This window comes from Stenotrophomonas sp. BIO128-Bstrain, from assembly GCF_030128875.1.
Taxonomy (GTDB): Bacteria; Pseudomonadota; Gammaproteobacteria; order Xanthomonadales; family Xanthomonadaceae; genus Stenotrophomonas; species Stenotrophomonas bentonitica_A.
The window spans coordinates 3,746,266-3,759,878 of sequence record NZ_CP124620.1 but is presented as its reverse complement, the minus strand read 5'-3'; the positions used below and the strand labels follow the sequence as shown (position 1 = coordinate 3,759,878).

Sequence of the window (13,613 nt, the reverse complement as noted above, 5' to 3'; positions counted from 1 at the left end):
CACGGAGAAGCTGCATGCCCCAGGTATTCCGCGACGCGGTGTCGATCCAGGCGCTCAACACGCTCAGCCGCAACACGCTCATCGAGCACCTGGGCATCGTGTTCACCGCCGCGGGCGAGGACTGGATCAGCGCCACCATGCCGGTGGACGAACGCACCCGCCAGCCGTACGGCATCCTGCATGGCGGGGCGTCGGTCGTGCTGGCCGAAACTCTCGGCAGCAGCGCCGGCAACCTGTGCGTGGATACCACCAGGGAGGTCTGCGTCGGGTTGGAGATCAATGCCAACCACATCCGCGCGGTGCGCGCCGGCACGGTCACCGGCACCGCGCGTGCGGTCCATGTGGGGCGCAGCACCCAGGTGTGGGACATCCGCATCGAGGACGCGGCCGGCAAGCTGGTCTGCACGTCGCGGTTGACCCTGGCGGTGGTGCCCGCGGTGCGCCCGGGCTGATCGCACGCATGGCACGGATGCTGTGTTGCGTGGCCCATGACAGTGCGCCGGCGCATGTGCGCACGGCCGTTGTGCCGCCGCTGGCCGTTGGCTTGACAGCGTGCGGCGGCTGGCTTGGGCCTGCCATCGATTTGTCCGGATTCCGCTGGCAGAGCCTGCGGCGCTCGGGTATCGTTCGCGGATGAATTCCCCCACTCCGGCCTCACGTGGCGGCGTGGCGCGTGTGTGCCGTTACCTGTACCGCGTACCGCTGCTGCTGGTCCACCTGTTGCTGTTCCTGCCGATGCTGCTGATCGCCATGCTGCCGCCGTGGGGGCGCGTGCGCGTGGGCCAGCGCACGTTCGAGCATGCGGCGGTGAACGCCTGGTCGGGCGGGCTGATGTGGATCTTCGGCTTCCGCCTGCACCGGATCGGCACACCGCTGCCGGGTGCGGTGCTGTTCGTGGCCAACCATGTCAGCTGGGTCGATATTTCGATGCTGCACAGCCAGCGCATGATGGGCTTCGTGGCCAAGCAGGAGATCGCCGGCTGGCCGGTGGTCGGCTGGCTGGCCGCGCGCGGGCAGACCATCTTCCACCAGCGCGGCAGCACCGAGTCGCTGGGTGGGGTGATGCAGGAAATGGTCGTGCGCCTGCGCGAGGGCAAGGCAGTGGGCGTGTTCCCGGAAGGGCGCACCCGCGGTGGCCATGAAGTCGGCCCCTTCCATGCGCGCATCTTCCAGGCCGCGGTCGAGACCCAGGTCCCGGTGCAGCCGGTCGCGTTGCGCTACGGCTGGCGCGGTGACGCGCAGACCATTGTCGCGTTCGGCCCGAAAGAGAGTTTCTTCGCCAACTTCCTGCGTCTGCTGGGAGAGCCGGCACGGCGGGCCGAGGTGCACTTCCTCGCGCCCATTGATACCCACGATCTGGAAGGCCGTCGCCGCATCGCGGAAACCTCGCGCGCGCGCATCCTGGCGGCCATGTCCGCCGAGTAAGCGGTGGTGGTCCTTCACACGCCAGCGTCGCGGCCGGGAGCAGGCTCGCGCCCATGTTGACCGCTGCCGACTATCACCCCCCGCGTTGGCTGCGCAACCCGCACCTGCAGTCGATGCTCAGCTCGAGCCGGATGCGGATGCAGCGCGGGCTGGTGCTGCTGGCGGCGACCGGCGCGCACACCGACGAGCTGATCCTCGATGGCGGTGAAGGCGTGCGCCTGCAGGGCTGGCACAGCTACCTCCAGGGGCGCCAGCCGGTCGGCATGGCGCTGCTGCTGCATGGTTGGGAAGGCAGCGCCGAATCGAGCTACATGCGCATGACCGCCGCGCGGCTGCTGGAAGAGGGCTACGACGTGGTGCGGCTGAATTTCCGCGACCATGGCAATACCCACCACCTCAACCCGGGCATCTTCCACTCCAACCGCATCGATGAGGTGGTGCACGCAGCCGGTGACATCGCCCGCCGCTGGCCCGAGCTGCCGCTGGTCGCCGCCGGCTATTCGCTGGGCGGCAACTTCGTGCTGCGCCTGGCCCTGCGCGCGCCCTCGGCCGGCGTGCCGCTGCGCCGCGTGGCCTCGGTGTGCCCGGTGCTGGACCCGGCGATCACGATGGAGAGCATCGAGAACGGCCCGGCGATGTACGACTGGTACTTCCGGCGCAAATGGGCCGGCTCGCTGCGTCGCAAGCGCGATCTGTTCCCCGAGCTGAGCGACTGGGACGACCGCGTGCTCAAGCTGGACATCCGCGCGCTGACCGCCTGGCTGGTCGAGCACCACACCGAGTTCGGTTCGCTGCAGGCCTACTTCGATGGTTACTCCATCGCCGGCGACCGCCTGGCCGGGCTGCAGGTGCCGGCCGACATCCTGATGGCGCAGGATGACCCGGTGATCCCGTTCGCCACCTTCAACGGCTGGCGGCTGCCGGCCCATGCCCACCTGGAAATCGCCCCGTGGGGTGGCCACTGCGGTTTCCTGGAAAACTGGCGTGGTGATGGCTTCTCCGAGCGCTGGGTGGCCCAGCGGCTGCGGATCGAGGCGAACACGCCGGCCTGACAGCCGTTCTGGCCGGCCGGCCCCGCTACAATCGGGGTTTGCCCTCGAGTTCGGACCGTCATGCAAGACCAGATTCTCCAAGCCCTGCGCCGCAATGCGGTGGACGATGCCGTGCAGCTGGCGCGCGAGTGGATCGCGGCCGAGCCGGAGCAGCCGCAGGCACACCGCTGGCTGTCGCTGTCGCTGCAGCAGCAGGGCCAGTTCGATGACGCGCTGGCCAGCCTGCAGCAGGCCCTGACGCTGGCGCCGGACAACGCCGACCTGCATCTGCAGCAGGCCGGCCTGTTGCTGGCCCTGCGCCAGTTCGACGCAGCCGGCTCGGCGCTGGACCGCACCGCCGAACTCAACCCCAACGAACTGTCCGCGTACGTGATGCAGGCGCACCTGGCGCTGGCCCGCAATGACGTGGACGACGCCGACCGCCTGACCCGCCTGGGCCTGCGCGTGGATGAGGAACATCCGGAACTGGCCGCCCTCTCGGGCATGGTCGCGCTGCGCCGGGGTGAGGTGGATCGCGCGCTGGCCCAGCTCTCGGCGGCCAGCCAGGCGCTGCCGGATGATGCCCGGGTGCTTTACGCACTGGGCTTTGCCTACCTGGGCAAGGACATGCTGGCCTTCGCGGAGCAGGCCTTCCGCCGGGTGCTTGCCCTGAATCCGGCCACCACCGCCCTGCAGGGGCTGGTCGTCCAGCTCGCGCTGCGCCAGGGCAACCTGGAGAGCGCAGCGGACATGATGCGCCAGGTCCTGGCCGTGCCCGGCGGCGATACGCCGGCCATGCGCCGCCTGGCCGGCGAGCTCGAACTGCAGGCCGGCCAGCCGTTGCAGGCGCTGGAGCACCTGCTGCCGGTGCTGGCGCAGTGGCCCTCCGATCGGCACACGCTGCAGCTGCTGCTGATGGCGTGGCAGCGCCTGGGCCGTGAACAGCAGGCCCGCGAGACGCTGGATGCGACCCTGGCCGATCATCCCGAGGTGCATGACCTGTGGATGGCGCGCCTTACCGTGGAACCGGTGGGTGGCCCGGAAGCGGTGGCCGTGGGCGAACGCTGGCTGCAGGCCATGCCGGAGCACCTGCCGGCACTGGAAACGCGTTTGCGCCTGCACGACATGAACAACGAAGCCAACCAGGCCGAGGCCGTGGCCGAGCGCATCGTCGCGCTGGAGCCGGGCCGGGTTTCCGGTGAAGTGCGCCTGGTCGATGGACTGCTCACGCGTGAGCCGGCTGCCGCGATCGCGCGCGTGCAGGCGCTGCTGGACACGGCCCCGGAGGATGCCCGGGCGGGACTGCGCGCCTGGCTGGGCTCAGTGCAGGACCGTGCCGGCCAGTACCACGATGCGCTGCGGACGTGGGTCGACCTGCATGCGGCCGAGGCGCCGCAGCGCCTGCCCCTGCCGCCGCAGGCCAAGGCACCGCTGAGCTGGCCGGACCTTGCGCCGGTGGCTGAAGACAATGCGATCGCTCCGTTGTTCATCTGGGGCGCGCCCGGCTCCGGCGTTGAACGCGTGGTCGCCGCGATGGCCGCCGCCAGCCCGGTGATGCGTGGTGACCGCTTCGGGCCGACGCCGCCCAACGATCCCTTCCAGCGCTATCACACGCTGCAGGAGCTCTCGACCGGCAAGCTCACGCCCGAGGCACTGGTGGAGCAGTGGCGCAGCCAGTTGCCAGCCCGGGGCATCGCCGACGGGGCGGTGATCGATTGGCTGCTGTGGTGGGACAACGCGCTGCTGTGGGCGCTGCGCCCCCAGCTGCCGGAGGCACGCCTGGTCATCGTGCTGCGCGACCCGCGCGACATGCTGCTGGAGTGGATCGCCTTCAGTGCCCCGGCCCCGCTCGCGGTGACCTCGGTGCACGAAGCGGCCGAATGGCTGGCGCGTGCGCTGGCCCAGGTCGCCACCCTGCACGAGCAGAGCCTGTACCCGCACGCGCTGTTGAAGATCGACGAGATCGGCAACGACCCGCAGGCGATGGCCGAGTTCCTCGGTGCCCACTTCGGCATGCGTTTCCCGCCGGCCGGCACGCTGGGCCCGGCCCGCATGGCCCCCGGCCACTGGCGCGATTACCGCGAGGTGATGGGGCCGGCGTTCGCGCTGCTGACCTCGGTCGCGGTGCGCCTGGGTTACCCGGAAGAATAAGGAGACCTGTATGCATCTGAGCAGTGACAGCATCACCAACGGCCAACCGATCGCCGCCACCTTCGCGGCCGGCGATGCCGAAGGCTTCGCCCCCAACCGCAACCCGCAGCTGGCCTGGCACGATGTGCCGGCCGGCACCCGGTCGTTCGCGCTGCTGTGCATCGACCCGGATGTGCCGACCGTGCCCGATACGGTCGGCCGCCAGGATTGCACGGTGCCACGCGATCAACCGCGTGCGCACTTCGCGCACTGGGCGATGGCCGATATTCCGGCCGATGTGCGCGCGCTGGCCGCGGGCAGCTGCAGCGACGGCTTCACCGTGCGCGGCAAGACCCAGCCGGCCGGCCCGGCGGGCAGCCGCCAGGGCCTGAACGATTTCACCGGTTGGTTCGCCGGCAATCCGGACATGGCCGGCCAGTACCTGGGCTATGACGGCCCGTACCCGCCGTTCAACGACGAGCGCGTGCACCGCTACTTCTTCCGCGTGTTCGCGCTGGACGTGGCGCAGCTGGAGCTGCCCACGCCGTTTACCGCTGCCGATGTGCTGCATGCGATGCACGGGCACGTGCTGGCCGAAGCATCGCTGCATGGCACGTATACGTTGAACCCGGCGCTGGCGTGATCCCCCGGTGGGTGCCGACCGTTGGTCGGCGTTACATCCGGTAGGTACTGTCGGGAGCCGGCCAGCGGCCGGCACTACAGTCGGGAGCCGGCCAGCGGCCGGCACTACAGGATGAAGAAGGGCGGCCAGCGGCCGCCCTTCTGCGTTCTTATTTCTTCTCGTTCGCCGACTCGACCACCATGTCCAGCACGTAGGCGTTGGACGAGGCATCGGCCGGTGGGTTGGCGATCGTGTAGCGCTTCACGCGCACCACGTTGCGCACGCCGTCTTCGTGGGTGTAGCCCTCGATGACGTCGTAGAAGTTCTGCCACTCGCCCGGCTCGCCCTGCTTGATGCCATTGGCGTCGTAGCGGATCTCGCGCGTCTGCAGGCACTGCTTGTCGCGGATCAGCGGGTGCGGGCACGGCTTGGTCTGCGCGGCCACCTCCAGGAACACCGTTTCGCCTTCGCCGCCGTAGCGGGTCTCAGCGGTCGGCTCCGGGGTGAACACCAGCACATCGCCGTTGGCGGTACGCAGGGTCAGCTGGCCGGCATCGCCCAGCTCGGTCTTGAGCGCGCCTTCCAGGCGGCTGCCCACGGCCTGGTCCAGCGCCATCAGGTTCTTGTCGGTGCAGGCCATCATGGTCGAGGCCATCGGCGAGACGGTCAGCGAACCATCGGCCAGCGTGTAGCCCCCGCCCATGCGGTTGCAGGTGTTGCTGATCGCGATGCGGTCATCCTTGAAGTCCAGCGTGACCGGCTTGTCGGCGCGGGCGAACAGCGCATCGATGCGCTTGCCGCTGGCATCGGTGGCCGATTCCAGGCGCCAATGGCTGCCCTGCAGGCGCTGCACATCCAGGCGGGCCACGGCAGCCTGGTCGGCGGCGGCGGTCGGTGCCGGGGCGAGGTCATCGCGGCCGGCCGGGGCGGTGGAAGGGTTGCTGCAGGCGGCCATCAGGGCCAGCGGCAGCATCAGCATCAGGGTGCGTTTCATGTACATCTCCTTGGGAACCTGGGGAAAAACGCCGGCGCGCCCCCAACGGGGTTGCGCCGGCGCCGGGCCGTTCAGTTGCCAGCGGGCAACCAGAGCAGCAAGGCCGCGCCCAGTGCGATGCGGTAGACCGCGAACGCCGTGAACTTGTGCGACTTGATGTAGCCCAGCAACCACTTCACTACGATGAAGCCGGTGACGACCGCGGCAAGGAAGGCCACGCCGACGTCGGTCCAGTTCTCACTGGCGAGCTTGCCGTCCTTGGCCAGTTCCAGGAAGGCATAGCCGCTGGCGGCGAACATGGTCGGGATGCCGACCAGGAACACGAACTCGGTGGCTTTCGCGCGGCGGCTCAGGCCGAACAGCATCGCGATGAAGATCGCCGCCGCCGACCGCGAGGTGCCCGGGAACACACCGGCCACCACCTGCGCCACACCGACCAGGATGGCGACCTTCCAGGTCACCTCATCGCGCTCGGGCAGGCGTGCGGTGTAGGCCTCCACCAGGATCATCCACAGGCCGCCGATGATCAGTGCCCAGGCTACCGGCGTGACCGTCTCCGGCAGTTCCCAGCCGGCCAGGCGGACCGGCAGGCCGACCACGGCGGTGACCAGGAAGGCGGTGCCGAGCTTGAGCACGTAATCGCGGTTGGCGCGCTCATGCAGGCCGGTCGCCAGGGTCCACAGCCGCTGCCGGAACACCAGCGTGATCGCCAGGATCGCGCCGGCCTGGATGATGATGTTGAAGAAGTCCGAGCGTGCGCCCAACCAGTGCTGGGCGATCAGCAGGTGGCCGGTGCTGGAGATCGGCAGGAATTCGGTGAGGCCTTCAAGAATGCCCAGAAGGAGGGCGGAGAGCAGGTCGGACATCGGGGGGGCTGGGGCTCGGAATGGGTGAAATCGGGAGGCAGCATAAAACATCCGCGTCCCGCACCAAATGTGTGCGTGGTGCAGGGCGCGCACTATTTTGGTGCGGATAGCCGTGCACTGCGGGGTCGGGCAGCCCAGTGAAATCAAGGGTTTGTGAAGTCTGAAAAGTTGGCACGGGGATTGCTCTATCCACTCAGGCAATCACCCATCTGAGGTTTCACCGATGTCCGTGGAAAATGTTGAGAAGCTGATCAAGGACAACCAGATCGAGTTCGTCGACCTGCGTTTCGTCGATATGCGTGGTATCGAGCAGCACGTCACCTTCCCGGTCAGCATCGTGGAGCCGTCGCTGTTTGAAGAAGGCAAGATGTTCGATGGCAGCTCGATCGCCGGCTGGAAGGGCATCAACGAGTCGGACATGGTCCTGCTGCCGGACCCGTCCAGCGCCTACATCGACCCGTTCTACGCCGACCCGACCCTGGTCATCAGCTGCGACATCCTCGATCCGGCCACCATGCAGCCGTACGGCCGCTGCCCGCGCGGCATCGCCAAGCGCGCCGAGGCCTACCTGAAGTCCTCCGGCATCGCCGAGCAGGCCTTCTTCGGTCCGGAGCCGGAGTTCTTCATCTTCGATTCGGTCCGCTTCGCCAACGACATGGGCCACACCTTCTTCAAGATCGATTCCGAAGAAGCGGCCTGGAGCACCGGTGACAAGTACGACGGCGCCAACAGCGGCTACCGTCCGGCCGTCAAGGGCGGCTACTTCCCGGTCCCGCCGACCGATTCGCTGCACGACCTGCGTGCGGAAATGTGCAAGACCCTGGAACAGGTCGGCATCGAAGTGGAAGTGCAGCACCACGAAGTGGCGACTGCCGGCCAGTGCGAAATCGGCACCAAGTTCAGCACCCTGGTGCAGAAGGCCGACGAACTGCTGCGCATGAAGCACGTCATCAAGAACGTTGCCCACCGCAACGGCAAGACTGCCACCTTCATGCCCAAGCCGCTGGTCGGCGACAACGGCAGCGGCATGCACGTGCACCAGTCGCTCTCCAAGGGCGGCACCAACCTGTTCTCCGGTGATGGCTACGGCGGCCTGAGCCAGCTGGCGCTGTGGTACATCGGCGGCATCTTCAAGCACGCCAAGGCGATCAATGCCTTCGCCAACTCCGGCACCAACAGCTACAAGCGCCTGGTCCCGGGCTTCGAAGCCCCGGTGATGCTGGCCTACTCGGCCCGCAACCGTTCGGCTTCGTGCCGCATTCCGTGGGTGTCCAACCCGAAGGCGCGCCGCATCGAAATGCGCTTCCCCGATCCGATCCAGTCCGGCTACCTGACCTTCACCGTGCTGATGATGGCCGGCCTGGACGGCATCAAGAACCAGATCGACCCGGGCGCACCGAGCGACAAGGATCTGTACGACCTGCCGCCGGAAGAAGAGAAGCTGATCCCGCAGGTCTGCTCCTCGCTGGACCAGGCCCTGGAAGCGCTGGACAAGGACCGCGAGTTCCTCAAGGCCGGTGGCGTGATGAGCGACGACTTCATCGACGGCTACATCGCGCTGAAGATGCAGGAAGTCACCAAGTTCCGCGCGGCGACCCACCCGCTCGAGTACCAGATGTACTACGCGAACTGAGCAACAGGTGACGATGACGAAGGATTTCCCTCCCACCCTTCGTCATCGTCGCCGCTTTTCCGGCTGGGGAGCCGGCAAGGCGACCATGTTGTAGAGCGGACCGTCGGTCCGCTGAAAAAGGTAGAGCGGACCGTTGGTCCGCTCCACCACCAGGGGCAAGAGAGACCGGACGCGTGTCATGGGCCCTTCCTCCCTCCCGCGTCACCGCTGGCGTCGCCCTTCGGGCGTCGGCAACGGCGTGGCCCATGCAACGTTCGGCGCAACGACCGGCGGCCATGTGCAAGTGGCCGCCGGTTGACCTGACATCGGCCCCACGCGGGCCGGTTCCATCCACCATCGGGATATGCGCATGAAACTGATCTCCGCCATCATCCGGCCGTTCAAGCTCGACGAGGTCCGCGAGGCCCTCTCCGACGCTGGCGTGTCGGGCATCACCGTGACCGAAGTCAAAGGCTTCGGGCGCCAGAAGGGCCACACCGAGTTGTATCGCGGCGCGGAGTACGTCGTGGATTTCCTGCCGAAGATCAAGATCGAGACCGTCGTGACCGACGATCGCCTGGAGGCCGTGGTCGAGGCCATCCAGACCGCGGCCGGCACCGGCAAGATCGGCGACGGCAAGATCTTTGTCACCGCGGTCGAACAGGTCGTCCGCATCCGCACCGGCGAAATCGGCGCTGACGCGCTCTAACCCCACTCGGAGCCCACAATGAAGACCTCTTTGTTCACCGGGTGGCAAGCCCGGTTCCATGCCGTGTGCCTGATGATGCTGCTCAGCGCGCTGGCCGTCGGTGCCTTCTCCAGCAGTGCGCACGCCCAGGCCCAGGTCACTCCGGCACCGTCGGAGACGGTCGCGGTCGAGCCGCTGCCGGCCACGCCGGAGGCCACGGCTGCCCCGGTCGCCGAAGCCGCCGCGGCGGCCACGTTCGATCACGGCGATGTCGCCTGGATGCTCACCTCCACGTTGCTGGTGCTGCTGATGGTGGTGCCGGGCCTGGCCCTGTTCTACGGCGGCCTGGTGCGCTCCAAGAACGTGCTGTCCATCCTCAGCCAGATCCTGGTGGTGTTCTCGCTGGTGCTGATGCTGTGGGTGGCCTACGGCTACAGCGCGGTGTTCAGCCAAGGCAACGCCTTCTTCGGCTCGTTCACCGAGTTCGCCTTCCTCAAGGGCTTCGGCCCGGATACCGTGGGCAACACGCCGATCGCCGGTCTGCCGGATTATCTGTTCGTCGCTTTCCAGTCGACCTTCGCCGGCATCACCACCGCGCTGATCGTGGGTGCCTTCGCCGAGCGCATCAAGTTCAAGGCCGTGCTGCTGTTCTCGGCCTTGTGGTTCACCCTGAGCTACATCCCGATGGCGCACATCGTGTGGGGCGGCGGCTATCTCGGTGAGATGGGCGCGATCGACTTCGCCGGTGGCACCGTGGTCCACATCAATGCCGGCGTGGCCGGCCTGGTGGGCGCCTACTTCGTGGGCAAGCGCATCGGCTACGGCCAGACCGCATTGAAGCCGCACAACGTGCCGTTCACCTACATCGGCGCGATGCTGCTGTGGGTGGGCTGGTTCGGCTTCAACGCCGGCTCGGCGGCTGCGGCTGACACCGTCGCCTCGCTGGCCTTCATCAACACCATCCTGGCCACCGCTGCTGCCGTGCTGGGCTGGACCCTGGTCGAAGCGGTCAGCAAGGGCAAGCCCTCCGCACTGGGCGCTGCCTCCGGCGCCGTCGCCGGCCTGGTCGGCATCACCCCGGCCTGCGGCACCGTCGGCCCGCTGGGCGCGATCGTGATCGGCCTGGTCGCCGGCGTGGTCTGCGTCTGGGGCGTCACCGGTCTCAAGCGCCTGCTCAAGGTCGATGACACCGCCGATGTGTTCGGCGTGCACGGCATCGGCGGCATCGTCGGTGCGCTGCTCACGGGTGTGTTCAGCGCGCAGTCGCTGGGCGGCACCAAGGCCGACCTGGACATCGGCCACCAGGTCTGGGTGCAGCTGGTCAGCGTCGGCTTCACCATCGTCTGGTGTGCCGTAGCCACCGTGCTGATCCTGCTGGTGGTGCGCATGGTGTTCGGCCTGCGCGTCACCGAAGAAGCCGAGCGCACCGGCCTGGACGTCACCTCGCACGGCGAGTCGGCCTACGAGGCCTGATCCGCGCGCGCTACCGCATTAGAAACGAGAGAGATGTTCTACCTTTGCCGGCGGCCTTCGGGTCGCCGGTTTTTTGTGGGCGCCCGCTGGGCATTACCGTGCTTTGGCAGCTGATCGTGCAATCACGCACAATGCAGGCATGCACGTGACCCGTACTTCCCTCGCACTGCTCGCCCTTCTGCTGCTCGCCGCCTGCGCCAGCACCGAGGTCCGCAGCCCGCTCGCCACCTGGGTGCCGTCGCCGAACCACAACGCGCGCGCGCCGGTGGTGATCGTGTTGCACCACACCGATCAGCATTCCGTGCAGCAGAGCCTGGACACGCTGCGCAGCGCCAACAGCGGCGGCAAGGTCAGTTCGCACTATCTGGTCGGGGCCGATGGCCACATCTACCAACTGGTTGGCGATGACCGGCGCGCCTGGCATGCCGGTCCCGGTCGCTGGGGGACGATCACCGATCTCAACTCGGCCTCGATCGGCATCGAGATCGACAACGATGGCGACACGCCGTTCGCACCGGCACAGATCGCGGCCCTGATCCGCCTGCTGGATGACCTGTGCACGCGCCTGCGCATTCCGCCCAGCCAGATCATCGCGCATGCCGATCTGGCGCCCTCGCGCAAGCAGGATCCCAGCCGTTTCTTCCCGTGGCAGCAGCTGGCCGAAGCCGGTTTCGGCGTATGGCCGCGCGCAGCCGATGGCCCGGCACCGGCCGGCTTTGATGCCTGGATGGCCCTGCAGGCCTTCGGCTACCCGATGGACGACCGGGCGGCCGCGGTCGGCGCCTTCCATCGCCGCTTCCGCGGGCGCGACGATCTTCCCGCAGATCTTGATGCCGAAGACGCCCGCATCCTGCACTCGCTGCTGCTGCAACAGGAACGCCGCCCATGAAGTCCGATTCCCTTCGCCACGCACTCAAGCACGCCGCGCTGTCGGGGGTCGCGTTGGCCGTGTTGAGCGCCTGCGCGGTCGCGCCGCAGCGCCCTGCGTCATCGCCAGCGACCGTGCCCACCAGCACCTACGCAAAGACGAGTTGGAACGCATTGCCCGCCGTCGCGGACGCCGATCTGCAGGCCGGCTTCGCAGCCTGGCGCAGTGCCTGCCCGCGCCTGAAGACAGAGGCCAACTGGGCACCCACCTGCGCCGCGGCCGCCAAGGTTGCCACCACGCCGGCCGCCATCCGCCAGTTCCTGCAGGCGAATCTCGACGTCTATGCCCTGCGCGCCGGTGGCAACCGGGCCGATGGCCTGATCACCGGTTACTACGAGCCGATCTATGCCGGCAGCCTCACCCGCACCGCCAAGGCGGCGGTGCCGGTGTACGGTGTGCCCGACGACATGATCAGCGTCCAGCTCGAGAGTCTTTATCCCGAACTCAAGGGCAAGCGCCTGCGCGGACGCGTGGAAGGGCGCGTGCTCAAGCCGTATGACGATGCCGCGCGGATCGCCGCGAACGGCGTCAAGGCACCCGTACTGGCCTGGCTGACCAGCCCGATGGACCTGCAGTTCCTGCAGATCCAGGGATCGGGCCGCGTCCAGCTGGCCGATGGCCGTCAGCTGCGGATCGCCTACGCCGACCAGAATGGCCATCCCTATCGCCCCATCGGCCGCTGGCTGGTGGAGCAGGGTGAGCTGAAGCAGGCCGACGTCAGCATGGCCGCCATCCGCGCCTGGGCCGATGCCCACCCGACCCGTGTGCCCGAACTGCTGGCCAGCAATCCCAGCTATGTGTTCTTCACCCGCGGCACGGACAGCGACGAAGGCCCGCGCGGCTCGTTGAACGTGCCGCTGACCGCCGGCTACAGCGTCGCCGTGGATCGCAACGTCGTGCCACTGGGCAGCCTGCTGTGGCTGTCCACCACGCGCCCGGACGGCACCGCGCTGGTGCGCCCGGTCGCCGCGCAGGATACCGGCGGTGCCATCACCGGCGAGGTCCGCGCAGATCTTTTCTGGGGCACCGGCGATGCGGCCGGCGAGCTGGCCGGGCACATGAAGCAGAAGGGCACGATCTGGATGCTGTGGCCGAAGGGTGTGGCGTTGCCGAAGGCGCCTGACAAGAGCGAGTGACACCGATGGATGAACTGCAGCGACTCCAGCACTGGTATCGAAGGCAGTGCAACGAGGACTGGGAGCATACGTTCGGGGTCACTATCGACACCCTTGATAACCCCGGCTGGCACGTCTGCATTGATCTCATCGAGACGGAGCTTGAGCAAAAGCCCTTTGCATCGATCAGCCGGGGGGACTCGGAAGATGATGCCGACTGGATTATCTGCACGGTTGAGAAGTCGCAGTTTGTAGCGAGCGGTGGTGCCGGGAACCTGACTGAGTTGCTTGGTGTATTTCTCAGCTGGGCTGAGGCCTAGCGATCGATTGCCCGGAGGATTCATGAAGGTCAAACGCATCATCGCCAACATCGCCGCGTCCGATCCGGCCGCCGCGGACAGTTTCTATCGGGACATCCTCGGCCTGGAGCTGGTCATGGATCACGGCTGGATCCGTACCTATGCGGGATCCGCGGATATGACTGTCCAGGTGAGTGTGGCGTCCGAAGGCGGCTCCGGTACCGCCGTGCCCGATCTCTCCATCGAGGTCGACGATCTGGACGAAGTGCTTCGACGGGTGCACGCGGCCAACCTCCCCATCGCCTATGGCCCAGCCAGCGAACCGTGGGGCGTGCGTCGGTTCTACCTCCGCGATCCGTTGGGCCGGCTGGTCAACCTCCTGCAGCATGCGTGAGCGAGGCAGGAAACCGGGATCAACAGGCCTGCCGTT

General features: G+C 67.6%; 14 protein-coding genes. 12 read left to right on the top strand and 2 right to left on the bottom strand.

Going from position 1 to position 13,613, the window contains the following annotated elements:
- Nucleotides 1-14: 14 nt before the first annotated feature.
- From POS15_RS17175 to POS15_RS17155, 5 genes are all read left to right on the top strand, one after another.
- Nucleotides 15-452: a hotdog fold thioesterase gene (locus POS15_RS17175; RefSeq protein ID WP_019184915.1), complete on the top strand. Its 438-nt coding sequence runs from the start codon at nt 15-17 to the stop codon at nt 450-452.
- 181 nt (nt 453-633) lie between these two features.
- The gene (locus POS15_RS17170) at nt 634-1,425 is read left to right on the top strand and encodes a lysophospholipid acyltransferase family protein (RefSeq protein WP_019184914.1); all 792 of its coding nucleotides are present in this window, start codon (nt 634-636) and stop codon (nt 1,423-1,425) included.
- 56 nt (nt 1,426-1,481) lie between these two features.
- Nucleotides 1,482-2,477 (top strand): alpha/beta fold hydrolase, encoded by a 996-nt coding sequence (locus POS15_RS17165; RefSeq protein WP_026070062.1) that lies wholly within the window; start codon nt 1,482-1,484, stop codon nt 2,475-2,477.
- Nucleotides 2,478-2,537: 60 nt separating this feature from the next.
- Nucleotides 2,538-4,607, top strand: a complete 2,070-nt coding sequence (locus POS15_RS17160) for a tetratricopeptide repeat protein (protein WP_284128554.1) — start codon at nt 2,538-2,540, stop codon at nt 4,605-4,607.
- 10 nt (nt 4,608-4,617) lie between these two features.
- Complete coding sequence (locus tag POS15_RS17155; protein WP_019184911.1) at nt 4,618-5,229, top strand: YbhB/YbcL family Raf kinase inhibitor-like protein; 612 nt, start codon at nt 4,618-4,620, stop codon at nt 5,227-5,229.
- Between the two features lie 148 nt (nt 5,230-5,377).
- On the opposite strand, the gene POS15_RS17150 is transcribed toward POS15_RS17155, so the two are convergent.
- Entirely contained in the window at nt 5,378-6,202 is an 825-nt protein-coding gene (locus tag POS15_RS17150) for an META and DUF4377 domain-containing protein (RefSeq protein WP_026070061.1), read from the bottom strand.
- 71 nt (nt 6,203-6,273) lie between these two features.
- Nucleotides 6,274-7,068, bottom strand: coding sequence for an undecaprenyl-diphosphate phosphatase (locus POS15_RS17145; RefSeq protein WP_026070060.1), 795 nt, complete (start codon nt 7,066-7,068; stop codon nt 6,274-6,276).
- Nucleotides 7,069-7,291: 223 nt separating this feature from the next.
- Here POS15_RS17145 and glnA point away from each other — a divergent pair, with 223 nt between their 5' ends.
- The 7 genes from glnA (at nt 7,292) to POS15_RS17110 (ending at nt 13,577) form a co-directional block, all read left to right on the top strand.
- Complete coding sequence (glnA, locus tag POS15_RS17140) at nt 7,292-8,701, top strand: type I glutamate--ammonia ligase (protein ID WP_019184908.1); 1,410 nt, start codon at nt 7,292-7,294, stop codon at nt 8,699-8,701.
- Between the two features lie 349 nt (nt 8,702-9,050).
- Nucleotides 9,051-9,389, top strand: a complete 339-nt coding sequence (locus POS15_RS17135) for a P-II family nitrogen regulator (RefSeq protein WP_019184907.1) — start codon at nt 9,051-9,053, stop codon at nt 9,387-9,389.
- 18 nt (nt 9,390-9,407) lie between these two features.
- Nucleotides 9,408-10,841 (top strand): ammonium transporter, encoded by a 1,434-nt coding sequence (gene amt, locus POS15_RS17130; protein ID WP_266084775.1) that lies wholly within the window; start codon nt 9,408-9,410, stop codon nt 10,839-10,841.
- Nucleotides 10,842-10,980: 139 nt separating this feature from the next.
- Nucleotides 10,981-11,730 (top strand): N-acetylmuramoyl-L-alanine amidase, encoded by a 750-nt coding sequence (locus POS15_RS17125; RefSeq protein ID WP_070473812.1) that lies wholly within the window; start codon nt 10,981-10,983, stop codon nt 11,728-11,730.
- On the top strand, nt 11,727-12,905 hold the full coding sequence (locus tag POS15_RS17120; protein ID WP_284128553.1) for a murein transglycosylase A: 1,179 nt from the start codon (nt 11,727-11,729) through the stop codon (nt 12,903-12,905). The genes POS15_RS17125 and POS15_RS17120 overlap by 4 nt, the downstream gene beginning before the upstream one ends.
- A gap of 5 nt (nt 12,906-12,910) precedes the next feature.
- Nucleotides 12,911-13,204: an immunity 53 family protein gene (locus POS15_RS17115; RefSeq protein WP_284128552.1), complete on the top strand. Its 294-nt coding sequence runs from the start codon at nt 12,911-12,913 to the stop codon at nt 13,202-13,204.
- A gap of 22 nt (nt 13,205-13,226) precedes the next feature.
- Nucleotides 13,227-13,577 (top strand): VOC family protein, encoded by a 351-nt coding sequence (locus tag POS15_RS17110; protein WP_284128551.1) that lies wholly within the window; start codon nt 13,227-13,229, stop codon nt 13,575-13,577.
- Nucleotides 13,578-13,613 lie beyond the last annotated feature (36 nt).

Coding starts and splice junctions, on each gene's coding strand:
- POS15_RS17175 (WP_019184915.1), top strand. CDS start 15: ATGCCCCAGGTATTCCGCGACGCGGTGTCGATCCAGGCGCTCAACACG.
- POS15_RS17170 (WP_019184914.1), top strand. CDS start 634: ATGAATTCCCCCACTCCGGCCTCACGTGGCGGCGTGGCGCGTGTGTGC.
- POS15_RS17160 (WP_284128554.1), top strand. CDS start 2,538: ATGCAAGACCAGATTCTCCAAGCCCTGCGCCGCAATGCGGTGGACGAT.
- POS15_RS17155 (WP_019184911.1), top strand. CDS start 4,618: ATGCATCTGAGCAGTGACAGCATCACCAACGGCCAACCGATCGCCGCC.
- POS15_RS17150 (WP_026070061.1), bottom strand. CDS start 6,202: ATGAAACGCACCCTGATGCTGATGCTGCCGCTGGCCCTGATGGCCGCC.
- POS15_RS17145 (WP_026070060.1), bottom strand. CDS start 7,068: ATGTCCGACCTGCTCTCCGCCCTCCTTCTGGGCATTCTTGAAGGCCTC.
- glnA (WP_019184908.1), top strand. CDS start 7,292: ATGTCCGTGGAAAATGTTGAGAAGCTGATCAAGGACAACCAGATCGAG.
- POS15_RS17135 (WP_019184907.1), top strand. CDS start 9,051: ATGAAACTGATCTCCGCCATCATCCGGCCGTTCAAGCTCGACGAGGTC.
- amt (WP_266084775.1), top strand. CDS start 9,408: ATGAAGACCTCTTTGTTCACCGGGTGGCAAGCCCGGTTCCATGCCGTG.
- POS15_RS17125 (WP_070473812.1), top strand. CDS start 10,981: ATGCACGTGACCCGTACTTCCCTCGCACTGCTCGCCCTTCTGCTGCTC.
- POS15_RS17120 (WP_284128553.1), top strand. CDS start 11,727: ATGAAGTCCGATTCCCTTCGCCACGCACTCAAGCACGCCGCGCTGTCG.
- POS15_RS17115 (WP_284128552.1), top strand. CDS start 12,911: ATGGATGAACTGCAGCGACTCCAGCACTGGTATCGAAGGCAGTGCAAC.
- POS15_RS17110 (WP_284128551.1), top strand. CDS start 13,227: ATGAAGGTCAAACGCATCATCGCCAACATCGCCGCGTCCGATCCGGCC.